The sequence below is a fragment of the Xanthomarina sp. genome (assembly GCF_035306705.1).
Taxonomy (GTDB): domain Bacteria; phylum Bacteroidota; class Bacteroidia; order Flavobacteriales; family Flavobacteriaceae; genus Xanthomarina.
Genome location: NZ_DATGNO010000021.1, coordinates 1 through 12,293, shown reverse-complemented (window position 1 = coordinate 12,293; position 12,293 = coordinate 1). Strand labels below are relative to the sequence as shown.

The window sequence follows — 12,293 nt, the reverse complement described above, 5'->3', positions numbered from 1 at the left end:
TCCAAAAAATAAAGAAAGAATTAAGCCTAAGGCGGTATCTGATTTTAAATGGGTTTTGGTAACAATGCCTCTAATCCAAAAGGTTCCTATTAAACCACTTACCAACGCTCCAAGAAGTAAGGTATTGGTGTCTTTGGATCCCGTAATTAAAAAGGCGATGGCGATTCCAGGAAGTGCCGCATGGGAAATGGCATCTCCTAATAAACTTTGTTTTCTTAATACAGCAAAACTACCAAGCATACCAGTTACAGCACCAAGAATGGCTGTTCCTAAGGTAATGGTTCGCAAAGTGTAATCGCTAAAAACGAGTTCTATATATTCTTTTAAATCCATAATTCCTGCGAAAGCTGGAATGGCTTCCTGTTTTCGCTAATAAGTTTTTTGATTTGCGTAAATATTAGACCTTTCAGGTTTTTAAAACCTGAAAGGTCTGTTTTAAAGAGATTTATTTTTACTATTTTTTTCCAATTAAAACAAGACTATTTTTTGTATTATAATTCTCTTTTTTCCAAAATTTAAGAAGAAAATCTAAATCGTTTAAATACGACTTATAAGGTTCTTTTTTAAAATAGGACAATTTATCTTTATAGTTTTCAATTAAGTAATGTGCAAATTCGGTGGAGCATTCTTCAGACATTAGTATATGCTGCACATCTTCATGACTTTCTTCTGTAAAAAACGGATTTCTTTTATCTGGGAATGCATTTGAAATATTTTGAAATATTTCAATACCACATTTAGGATTAAAAAACACAATAATTTCATCATCAGAAATATTATAATCTGAGTCATTACCAAAATAACCGTCGGTTCTGGTTCTTTCGTGAGCTTCTTTATTTTGTTGTTCAGAGAGTTGTAGTGAATTGTTAAAAAAGAGTGTATAATCGTCTAAAAAGCTATTTAAATCTTCACTTTTCATAAAAGCAATTAAAGAATTGGCATTAAAACCTAGAAATGCGTCTTCTTGTTTTTTTAATATATCTTTAATTTCATTACTATCCATTAAGAAATTAACAGCAGCTCTGTCTTTTGCTGAATTTTTTTGATCTAACATGAGGTCTGCATCAAAATCTATCTCGTGGAAACTACCAGAAAACCACCATTCGTTATTAAAATTAACTAATCCTATATAGATAATATCATCTTCTTTTAAATCGTTGTAATGGTCAAACGATTTTTTTGTTAATTCAAATAACATGCTAGATGCTATATGTTCTAAAAAAACGGAATACTCATCTTGTTTTTTATAGATAAATAAGCCTTTAATTTTGTTAGATATACTAGAAATACTTTCATGTTTATTGTGAGATTTACCGAGTACCGATTTTACCCAATCTTTGCCATTGAGAGACAACAAGGAGCTGCTTCGATTAAAAGTATAATCTTCAGTAATCTCTTTAATATATTCCATTAATAATCCTGGATCTTCATCCTTTTTATCTTCAAGAATTTGTGAGATATCAGAATTAAGTTTTTGCTTAATATCTGGGTAGAATAGATAGGATTGAAAGAAAATATTGTGGATAACATGTCGGATATCATAAAAATCTCCTATTTCAGGATGAAGCTGATAGAATTTTTGAAGCACTTTATTTTCTGGTGCAAATTCATATTCTTCATCTAAAACTAGCATCGCTTGATTCGCGAGAAGCCAAATAAACTCGTTGTACGGATTAGCAAACTTATCTTCTTGAATGGTATTGATAAAATACCAAATTAGAATAGCAAGGTCCTCAACATTTATTTCTTCATCTATATAATTGCTGTCAAGATTAAAAAAGGGCAGCGTTTTATTATGGTTGCTGGTATATTCTTTTTTAAAGCTTTGCCATAAATTAGTATCAGAAATTATATCTTCAAAATAGCAGGTAAGAAAACAACAGAATGAATAAATTTCTTCTTTATCCATAAAGTTTAATAGCACCAGTTTCGACTCAGAATTAAAACTAGAATAGATTTTATTGGCAATTTTCAGGTAATATGAATCTGTATTGCTACTGTAGTTTTGTGGTTTTAACTCTAACCAATGTTTTATGTAAATTCTATCTTTCACACTTTTGTTTTTTATAGATAAGACTTTTAAAATGTATGTATTATAAATGAGTCATGTGCTCTATGGCTGGTTATTCCAGCGTATATTTAATTTTATTAGACCTTTCAGGTTTTTAAAACCTGAAAGGTTTCCATGTTTTATTTCTGAATACTCACTTTATAATTAATCCCATAGGTTTTTGTTAAGTTATCATCATTAAAGATGTCTTTAACTGGTCCTGTAGCAATTTTCTTTACATTTAAAAAGGTCACCCAATCAAAATATTCTGGAACCGTTTGTAAGTCGTGATGAACAACTATGAGGGTTTTTCCAGCTTTTCGTAATTCCTTTAAAATATTGATAATGGCAATTTCTGTGGTTGCATCCACTCCTTGAAAAGGTTCGTCCATAAAATAAATGGACGCATCTTGCACCAAGGCGCGTGCTAAAAAGATACGCTGTTGCTGACCTCCAGAAAGCTGACTGATTTGCCTGTTTTTAAAAGCGAGCATCCCCACTTTTTCTAAAGCTTCCAAAGATGCTTTTTTTTCTTTTAATCCCGGACGTTTAATCCAACCTAAACTGCCATAAGTTCCCATCATGACCACATCTAATGCGGTAGTTGGAAAGTCCCAATCGACACTTCCTTTTTGTGGTACATAAGCAACTAATTTGCGTTGTTGTTCATAGGGTTTTCCGTAGATAGTGACGCTTCCAGCAATTGGTTTTAGGATGCCTAAAATGGCTTTGATTAATGTGGATTTTCCCGCGCCATTTGGACCAACAATTGCCATAAGTACGCCTTCAGGAATTTCTAAATCTATATCCCAAAGTACGGGTTTGTAATTGTAGGCAACGGTTAAATCGTCTACTTGAACTGCCATCTTTCCTGTGAAAGCAGGAATGTCTTTTTGAGTTTTTATTTCGCTCACTTAGTTTGTTATTTTAGTTGCTGTGGACAATTATTGTTTTTTCGAGGTTTACTTTAAAGCATTCACAATGGTGTTTACGTTGAATTCAAACATGCCAATATAAGTGCCTTCAACAGTTCCAGCATTTCCTAAAGCATCCGAATACAAGGTGCCACCAATAGCCACATCATGACCTGTAGATATAACAGCCGCTTGTAAAGCCTCGATGGTTCTTTTTGGAACAGAACTTTCAACAAAAATGGCTTTTACTTTTTTATCAATAATAAAAGACGCTAATTTTTGAACATCCTGAACTCCAGCTTCTGTTGCTGTGGAAAGGCCTTGCAAGCCAACCACTTCAAACCCAAAGGCTTTTCCGAAGTAATTAAAAGCATCGTGCGCAGTGACTAAAATACGTTTATCTTGTGGAAGTGTTTCTATTGTAACATGTAATTTTTCTTTTAAAACCAGTAGTTTTTCTACATAGGTTTTTGCATTAGCCTCGAAAAAGTCCTTGTTTTCTGGATTTGCGGCAGATAATTGCTCTGCTACATATTGGGTGATTTCTATCCAATAATCGACATTGAACCAAATATGTGGATCGTAATTACCAGCAAAATTATCTGAGGAAATGAGAGTGTTTTGATCTAAAGCATCAGAAATTGCAATGGTTTTAATGTTTTGGCGGCCCATTTTTTCAAAAACATCCACCAATTTACCCTCTAAATGCAAGCCACCATAGAATATCAAATCGGCATTGGCTAATTTGGAAACATCACCTTCACTCGCTTTATAGAGATGCGGATCGACGCCACTTCCCATTAAACCTTGAAGATTAATTTTATCTCCACCAATATTTTTTACCAAATCGGTTATCATGGTGGTTGTGGTTACAATATTTAGTTTGTCATTAGTCTCTTTGGTGTTTTTACAATTAAATAAAACCCCAAAAATTAACAAGGAGAAAACTATTTTTTTCATACGTCTAAATATTTATTGCGAAGGTACTAAATTAATAGGTAATTTTTAGATAAGTTGATATCTAAGTCCTAAGAAAATATAATGGGCTTTATTTGGTATGTATTTTAATATAAACTGAAAGTTCATGGATATGATTGTTTAAAATGCGAAAGTTATTTTCGGCATAAAATAAAACCCTAAAAACGGGAAGTTAGCTTACAGATATCTATTAATTATTCTAAAGAGGGATTTAGGTTTAGAGCAGTCTAAATTTATGTTTGTTATTTAATTACTTTATATTTGTTTAATTAAGATTTAAGATGATAACCCTTACAGAAGAAAATTATATAAAAGCCATTTACCACCTAAGCAAACACGGCAAGGAAATGGTAAACACAAATGCTTTAGCAGAAGCTATGAGCACAAAGGCCTCGTCTGCTACAGACATGGTTAAAAAATTGGCTGATAAAAACTATGTAGATTATAAAAAATACCAAGGAGCTATTCTTACTGAAGTTGGAAACAAAATAGCCATGAACGTGATTAGGAAACATAGACTTTGGGAAGTTTTTTTAGTAGATAAGTTGCATTTTTCTTGGGATGAGGTCCATGAGTTAGCCGAACAGTTAGAGCATATAAAATCTCAAAAACTTATAGATAAGCTCGATGCATTTTTGGGCTATCCATCGCACGATCCGCATGGAGATCCTATTCCGGATAAACATGGAGACTTTATCATTATAGAAAAAATGACGTTAGCTCAAGCTCAAATTGATGAAACCTATAATTGTGTTGGGGTGAATGATAGTTCTTCGGAGTTTTTGCAGTACTTAAATAGTAATAAAATAGAGCTTGGAACAAAAATTGAAGTGCTGCATAAGGAGGTTTTTGATAGTTCGATAAAAATTAGGGTAAACGGACTTGAGATGACAGTTTCCAATAGTGTCGCGCAAAATCTATATCTTCAGAAAGTATAATTTTCTGGGCCTATATAAAATATATTTCACACATAATAATATGATGAAACAAGCTTTTTTTATCAGTTGTTTTTTTAGTTTTTTATTCACTTTTCCTCAAGATTCTACACATGTAAAAGTTGAAGCTCCAAAAATTGTGGCTAAATTATATCTAGGAAAAACCTATCAGATAGAAGATGTTCAGATAAAATTCTCTGATGTTTTATCCGATTCACGTTGCCCCGAAGATGTTACTTGCATGTGGGCTGGAGAGGCTGCAGTATTGATTGATGTTTTAAAAGATGATGTAATTATTAAACAAAAGAAACTTGTTTTTCAACCGGGAAAAAAGATGGATGATAATTTAATGAATTTGTTTTCTTCTGAAAAACATTCAGTCTTGGCGCTTGGGATTCTTCCCAACCTGAATTCAAATATAAAAATTAAGAAAGAAGATTATTACCTTCAGTTAGAAATCATTAAAAAGGAATAAATTCTTTTTTAAATGGATCTTTTTAGTGGCAATTATCACAGTCGTGCGCCTGAACTCCTTTTTTGGATTTGGATTTTTTCCAAAAGAATTTCTTCACTAAAAATGCTAGAGCCATAAAAAGTGCTGCAAAAGCTAAGATATTTTGTAAAAGGTCATTCATAATTTTTTAGTCGTAATTTTCATTAAAACCTTAAATTAATAATTGGTATGCAATTAATGCTACAACATACGCAAAAGCAGTCATTAATACCAATTGTAAAACTGGCCATTTCCAACTATTGGTTTCACGTTTTACAATAGCAAGCGTACTCATACATTGCATAGCGAAGGCATAAAACAACAATAAGGAAATACCCGAAGCAAAATTAAATAGTGGGCCACCCAAAATTGGATTTACTTCGCCAGCCATTCTGTTTTTAATAGTTTCTTCCTCATCACTACCAACACTGTAAATCGTTGCTAAAGTTCCAACAAAAACCTCTCTGGCTGCAAAAGAACTCACTAAGGCAATCCCAATTTTCCAATCGTAACCCAAAGGTCTAATCGCTGGTTCTATAGCTCTTCCTGTTAATCCAATAAAAGAATACTCTAGTTTTTGAGAAGCTATTTCGTTGTCTAGTTCTTCTTCAGATAAATTTTGGGAAGCAAACTTTTCGGTAACGATTTCTTCGGCATTATTAAACTCATCTCCCGGTCCATAAGAAGCTAAAAACCATAATACAATGGAAATGGCCAAAATAATTTTTCCTGCTCCAAATACAAAGGCCTTCGTTTTTTCGACAACTGTTAAAGCGACATTTTTAATTAAAGGCAATTTGTAATTTGGCATTTCGACCACAAAAAATGATTTGCTCTTAAATTTTAATATTTTATTTAAAATCATGGCAGAAATCAAAGCGGCTCCAAAACCAATTAAGTAAAGTAACATTAACGTTAACGCTTGATAACTCATGCCTAGAAAACGACCTTCGGGAATAACTAAGGCGATAATAATTAAATACACCGGAAGTCTGGCAGAGCAAGTTGTAAAAGGAGTTACCAAAATAGTAATTAAGCGCTCTTTCCAGCTTTCAATGTTTCTAGTGGCCATAATAGCCGGAATAGCACAAGCTGTTCCTGAAATTAATGGCACCACACTTTTTCCACTTAGGCCAAAACGTCTCATGCCTCGATCCATTAAAAAGACCACACGACTCATGTAGCCACTTTCTTCAAGAACGGAAATAAACAAAAACAAGAAAGCAATTTGAGGAATAAAAATAACGATACCACCAAGTCCTGGAATAATTCCTTCAGACAATAAATTGGTAAATGTTCCAGCGGGTAAGGCATGTTTTGTCCATTCGCTTAAAGACGCAAAGCTCGCGTCTATAAAATCCATAGGCACAGAAGACCAATCGTAAATAGCTTGAAAAATAAGTAATAGTATAAATATAAAAATAGCATAACCCCAAACTTTATGGGTTAAAACTCTATCTAATTTTATACGTAAATCTTTAGCAGTACTCAAGTCGATAGCTTGCCCTTCTTTAAGGACATTATTAATAAACTGGTAGCGTTTTACGGTTTCCTTTTGCTGTAATCTTTTTAAATCGGCTTTGGATTTTGTTTTAAAATCCTCTACGGCATCAAACTCATTTCTGTCGGTTTTTCCAAAGTTAACATCTTGGGTAATAACCAACCAAAGCTTGTATAATAATTGGTTTGGAAATACTTTTTGAAGGTCTTCGAAATATTTTTTATCGATTTCGGAGGCATTCATACAAGGCGAGACAGAAAGTTCTCTATAATTGAAGATTAATTCTTTTAGCTTATCGATTCCTTCGTTTTTCCTAGTGCTTACTAGGGCTATTTTAGTGTCAAGATGCTTTTCTAAATAAGGAATATCTAACGAAATACCTTTATATTTCATTCTGTCGGCCATATTAATAACAAGAATGGTTGGTATTTCTAGATCTTTAATTTGAGTAAATAAAAGTAAGTTTCTTTTTAAGTTCTCAACGTCGCTAATAACTACGGCAACATCTGGAAAGTCTTTGTCTTTTTTATTTAAAAGAAGTTCAATAACCACATTCTCGTCTAGAGAGGATGCGTTTAAACTGTAAGTTCCGGGTAAATCTATAATGTGGGCTTTTACGCCACGGGGAAGTTTGCAAACACCTTCTTTTTTTTCGACGGTAATACCTGGATAGTTTCCAACTTTTTGGTTCAATCCGGTTAAGGCATTGAAAATGGAGGTTTTACCGGTATTAGGATTTCCTATTAAGGCGACATTAAGTTGCTTACTCATTACAAATTTCAATTAAAACATGGATAGCAGTTTCTTTTCTTATGGCCAAATGCGTTCCGTTTATATTGAGATATAAGGGGTCTGAAAATGGAGCTACTTGAAGAAGCTCGACCTCATTTCCCGGTAAACAACCCATTTCTAGTAATTTTAAGGGAATATAAATGGAGGAAACATCAGTGATAATGGCTCTCTCTCCTCGTTTTAGATGTGCTAATGTAACTTGCAAGCCTATTTAGATTGATTTTAAAGAAGCAAAAGTAGAATAAAATTTCAGGCAAAAAAAATTGTGAACTATAAAACTATTTATATTCTTCTTTTAAGATTTTAATCTCCTTAAGTAATCGGGAAATATCGTCTGGATTTGTGCCATCGTAATACCCTCTAATTTGACGTTTTTTGTCTATTAACATGAAGTTTTCAGTATGGATCATATCGTATTCATCTCCAGTACCATCGGTTTTCACGGCTAAATAACTTTTTCTAGCTAAGTTGTATATTTCTTTTTTGTTACCTGTTACCAAGTTCCATTTACTATCGATAACACCTTTTTCAAGAGCATATTTTTTAAGTTGCTCTACGTTGTCAATATCTGGAGTAACTGTATGCGAGAGCAACATAATATCTTGATCGTCCTTAATTTCTTTTTGAATTAAAACCATGTGGTCCGTCATAATCGGACAAATGGTCTGACAGGTTGTAAAAAAGAAATCGGCTACATATATTTTGTCGTTGTAACTGTCTTGCGTAATGGTTTCACCATTTTGATTTATTAAGCTGAAATCGGCAATCTTATGGTATTTTTTTTTGTATTGCAGCGTGCTATCTACCATTTCAGAATTAACCATTGTAGGCTGATAAATGGGTAAAGGCTTGTAAACATCATATACATTATAGATTATTAACATAATAATCACGGAAAGAGCTGCAAAAACGATAGCGAAATATTTATAATCTTTAAAAAATGAAAGCATTTTTATTTAATTTGAATTTTTCGGAGGATTTATTTGCAAAAATACGATAGATAAGTGTTTAATTCGGTAAATTTAACATCTAAATATAATATTGTGAATAGATTTTTACCTTGCTTGCTTGTTCTTTTACCAACCCTATCTTTCGGACAAGATTATGTCAAATCCATGGATGACATTAGAGATGCTGAAGCTAGAACCGCTTTAAACAAAATGTTCTATCGTGTTAATATGAATACGGGAAACTATGATGTTACCTATCATAGATTGGAACTAAATATCGACCCATCGCAGGCTTTTATTTCAGGAGATGTAACCACCTATTTTGAAGCCAAGGAAAACCTTTCGGAAGTTACTTTCGAGTTGACAGACAATATGGTTGTTTCTCAAGTATTGCAGCGTGGAAATTCGCTTTCTTTTAGTCAGAATTCTGATGATGAGATTGTTATCACTTTAAATCAAGTTCAAAATACAGGAGTCTTAGATTCCTTAACGATTAGTTATTCGGGAAATCCAGTGAGTTCTGGGTTTGGTTCTTTTGAACAAAACAGCCATAGTGGAGATCCAATTATTTGGACCCTTTCTGAGCCTTATGGCGCTAAAGGTTGGTGGCCGTGTAAACAGGATTTAATTGATAAAATAGAAAACATTGATATTTATATTACTACACCAGTAAATAATCCTTCAAACGAAGAATATATTGCCGTTGCCAATGGCTTGGAACAAAGTCAAACTATAAATGGCGCTTTTAAAACCACTCATTTTAAACATCAGTATCCTATTCCAGCTTATTTAGTTGCTATAGCAGTAACTAATTATGCAGTGTATTCGGACACGGTGGATAACAATGGGAATCCGTTTGAAATAGTTAATTATGTCTATCCAGAAAATCTAGCCTCTGCTCAAGCTAGTACAGCAGTAACGGTAGATATTATGAATTTATTTTCCAATCTGTTTCAGGAATATCCTTATGCCAACGAAAAGTATGGGCATGCCCAATTTGGTTGGGGTGGTGGAATGGAGCACACCACAGTTTCTTTTATGGGAAGTTTTGGAAGAAACTTAATAGCGCACGAATTGGCCCATCAATGGTTTGGGAACAAAGTAACCTGTGGGAGTTGGAAAGATGTTTGGTTGAACGAAGGATTTGCCACTTATTTATCGGGACTTGTGGTTGAAAACTTAGATGGAAATAGTCAGTTTACATCTTGGAAACAATCCTTGAATGCCTCGATAACTTCACAAAATGGGGGAGCTGTTTATTTAACAGATTCTGATACTTTAAGCGTCAACAGGATTTTTAGTAGCCGATTAAGTTATAATAAAGGAGCCATGGTTACGCACATGTTGAGAAAGAAATTGGGAGATGCTCCGTTTTTTCAAGGGATGCAAGATTATTTAAATCATCCAGATTTGGCTTATGGCTATGCCAAAACAGAAGATTATAAAGCAGTCATGGAAACCACAAGCGGACAAGATCTTACAGAGTTTTTTAACGATTGGATTTACAACCAAGGGTATCCGAGTTACGATATAACCTGGAATCAACCAAATAGCAACCAGGTTGTCATCTCTATTTCCCAAACGCAAAGTCACTCTTCCGTTTCATATTTTGAAGCCCCAGTTCCAATACGGGTTTTAGGAACTAATGGCGAGGAATTGGATTTGGTTTTAGACAATACCACAAACAGCGAAACTTTTTTAAGAACTGTAAACTTTACGGTGAATACTATTGTATTCGATCCAGAAGCTGATTTGATTTCAAGATATAATTCGGTGAGTTTGCATATAGATAAGTTTACTTTAGAAAACCAGTTTCAAATTTATCCAAATCCAACGACTCATAAGGTGCATATTTCTAAACCTAATAACATAATTGTTAGTCATATAAATGTTTATAATACTTTAGGTCAGCTTTTGCTAACCACGCCATGGACAGATAGTTTAGATCTTTCGACTTTGTCTTCAGGTTTGTTTTTTGTGCAACTCCATGCCAATCAAGGAATAATTAATAAATCCGTGTTAAAAAATTAAGTTATAGCTAAGTAAATGTTTTCTAAATGCTGTTAAAACACTACTTTTGCAAATTAATTTACACTAGAGAAAAATATACATGGAGTTTGTTATAAAAATATCTCAATTTTTATTGAGCCTTTCCTTATTAATTGTTTTGCACGAATTGGGACACTTTATTCCTGCAAAAATCTTTAAAACCAGAGTTGAGAAATTTTATTTGTTTTTCGATGTTAAGTTTTCCTTATTCAAAAAGAAAATTGGCGACACCGTTTATGGAATAGGTTGGCTGCCGCTTGGAGGCTATGTTAAAATATCAGGAATGATAGACGAAAGCATGGATTCCGAACAAATGGCCCAACCGCCACAACCTTGGGAATTTCGTTCAAAACCAGCTTGGCAACGTTTAATTATTATGTTAGGTGGAGTAACTGTAAACTTCTTTTTAGCCATCCTGATATACATAGGAATGAGTTATTTTTATGGAGATAGAATTCTTCCAATTGAAAATATCAAAGACGGTCTTCTAATTGAGAGTACGGTAGCCCAGAAAGCAGGTCTTTTAACGGGAGATAAAATTATTTCGGTTGATGGTGATAAGATAGACCATTTTTCACAGATTTCTGAAAAAGTATTATTTGGAAAAAGCATTGTTATTGAAAGAGATGGCCAGCAATCGACGGTTACTTTGCCAGAAGACTTTTTATCGCAATTAATAGATTCAAAGGAAAAATCTTTTATAGATTTAAGAATGCCTTTTGTTATTGCCGAAGTACCAGATTCCTCTTTTAATAAGGGAAGTGGAATTAGAAAAGGCGATATTATTACAGCTTTTAATGGCCAATCAACAAAATATATTGATGAGGTCATTCCAGCACTTGAAAGCTTAAAAGGACAAGATGTAGAAGCTACAGTTTTAAGAGATCAGGAAAAGGTGCAAATTCCACTTCATATTAGTAACGAAGGGAAATTGAGTTTGGTTTATGCCTCTGGAGCAACCCCTGAAACCTTAGAGGCTTTAGGTTATTATCAATTTGAAACTAGAAAGTATGGTTTTTTTGAAGCCATTCCTGTAGGAGTAGTTAAAACAGGCGATAAAATATCATCTTACATCACACAATTTAAAGCTATTTTTACTCCAAGTACAGGAGCCTATAAAGGTGTAGGTGGTTTTAAGGCCATCTATGATATTTTTCCTAGTTTTTGGAGCTGGCAGGTATTTTGGAATATTACAGCCTTTTTATCTATCATGTTAGGGGTTTTAAACTTATTGCCAATCCCAGCATTAGATGGAGGGCATGTGATGTTTTTACTCTATGAAATGATCTCTGGAAGAAAGCCTAGCGACAAGTTTTTAGAATATGCACAAATGGTAGGATTCGTGTTATTAATAGCTTTAGTTTTGTTTGCAAATGGGAATGATATCTTTAAAGCAATTTTTAATTAATTTTTTCAAAATATAGTTTGCAATAACTAATATTTAATATATATTTGCGCTCGCTAAGGCGAAAACATACTACTTAACTACTGTATATAACGGTTGGTTTGGAAAATATGGAAGTCAGAAAAAAGACTTAAAAAGAAAACAACACTCCTCCTTAGCTCAGTTGGTTAGAGCATCTGACTGTTAATCAGAGGGTCCTTGGTTCGAGCCCAAGAGGAGGAGCACA

General features: G+C 33.6%; 12 protein-coding genes and 1 tRNA gene. 5 read left to right on the top strand and 8 right to left on the bottom strand.

Annotation, left to right across the window (positions count from 1 at the left end; translation table 11 throughout):
* From VKY47_RS01515 to VKY47_RS01500, 4 genes are all read right to left on the bottom strand, one after another.
* Positions 1-333 (bottom strand): metal ABC transporter permease (locus tag VKY47_RS01515; RefSeq protein WP_324309787.1); only part of this gene is annotated, 333 nt, incomplete at its 3' end.
* Between the two features lie 121 nt (positions 334-454).
* A complete protein-coding gene (locus VKY47_RS01510; RefSeq protein ID WP_324309785.1) occupies positions 455-2,053 on the bottom strand; it encodes a DUF3843 family protein in 1,599 nt (532 codons plus the stop codon).
* A gap of 137 nt (positions 2,054-2,190) precedes the next feature.
* Entirely contained in the window at positions 2,191-2,916 is a 726-nt protein-coding gene (locus VKY47_RS01505; RefSeq protein WP_324309789.1) for a metal ABC transporter ATP-binding protein, read from the bottom strand.
* Between the two features lie 96 nt (positions 2,917-3,012).
* Positions 3,013-3,924 (bottom strand): metal ABC transporter solute-binding protein, Zn/Mn family, encoded by a 912-nt coding sequence (locus tag VKY47_RS01500; RefSeq protein WP_324309783.1) that lies wholly within the window; start codon positions 3,922-3,924, stop codon positions 3,013-3,015.
* 299 nt (positions 3,925-4,223) lie between these two features.
* Between VKY47_RS01500 and VKY47_RS01495 the strand changes: the two genes are divergently transcribed.
* Both VKY47_RS01495 and VKY47_RS01490 read left to right on the top strand, forming a co-directional pair.
* Positions 4,224-4,880, top strand: a complete 657-nt coding sequence (locus tag VKY47_RS01495) for a metal-dependent transcriptional regulator (protein ID WP_324309781.1) — start codon at positions 4,224-4,226, stop codon at positions 4,878-4,880.
* Between the two features lie 40 nt (positions 4,881-4,920).
* Positions 4,921-5,352, top strand: coding sequence for a hypothetical protein (locus tag VKY47_RS01490; protein ID WP_324309780.1), 432 nt, complete (start codon positions 4,921-4,923; stop codon positions 5,350-5,352).
* Between the two features lie 22 nt (positions 5,353-5,374).
* Here the strand turns inward: VKY47_RS01490 and VKY47_RS01485 are convergent, their stop codons facing one another.
* The 4 genes from VKY47_RS01485 to VKY47_RS01470 form a co-directional block, all read right to left on the bottom strand.
* Positions 5,375-5,512 carry a FeoB-associated Cys-rich membrane protein gene (locus VKY47_RS01485; protein WP_324309779.1) on the bottom strand — a complete coding sequence of 46 codons (138 nt, stop codon included), beginning with the start codon at positions 5,510-5,512 and terminating at the stop codon, positions 5,375-5,377.
* Positions 5,513-5,542: 30 nt separating this feature from the next.
* A complete protein-coding gene (feoB, locus tag VKY47_RS01480) occupies positions 5,543-7,642 on the bottom strand; it encodes a ferrous iron transport protein B (RefSeq protein WP_324309777.1) in 2,100 nt (699 codons plus the stop codon).
* On the bottom strand, positions 7,635-7,868 hold the full coding sequence (locus tag VKY47_RS01475) for a FeoA family protein (protein ID WP_324309776.1): 234 nt from the start codon (positions 7,866-7,868) through the stop codon (positions 7,635-7,637). Before VKY47_RS01475 ends, feoB begins: the two co-directional genes overlap by 8 nt.
* Before the next feature lie 73 nt (positions 7,869-7,941).
* Positions 7,942-8,613: an SCO family protein gene (locus tag VKY47_RS01470; RefSeq protein ID WP_324309774.1), complete on the bottom strand. Its 672-nt coding sequence runs from the start codon at positions 8,611-8,613 to the stop codon at positions 7,942-7,944.
* Positions 8,614-8,706: 93 nt separating this feature from the next.
* Here VKY47_RS01470 and VKY47_RS01465 point away from each other — a divergent pair, with 93 nt between their 5' ends.
* The 3 genes from VKY47_RS01465 to VKY47_RS01455 all read left to right on the top strand — a co-directional run bounded on the left by VKY47_RS01465 (position 8,707) and on the right by VKY47_RS01455 (position 12,289).
* Positions 8,707-10,644, top strand: a complete 1,938-nt coding sequence (locus VKY47_RS01465; RefSeq protein ID WP_324309772.1) for a M1 family metallopeptidase — start codon at positions 8,707-8,709, stop codon at positions 10,642-10,644.
* A 79-nt stretch (positions 10,645-10,723) separates the two neighbouring features.
* Positions 10,724-12,070, top strand: a complete 1,347-nt coding sequence (gene rseP, locus VKY47_RS01460; protein WP_324309770.1) for an RIP metalloprotease RseP — start codon at positions 10,724-10,726, stop codon at positions 12,068-12,070.
* A 145-nt stretch (positions 12,071-12,215) separates the two neighbouring features.
* Positions 12,216-12,289: transfer RNA gene (locus VKY47_RS01455), tRNA-Asn, on the top strand.
* The last annotated feature ends 4 nt before the right edge of the window (positions 12,290-12,293 follow it).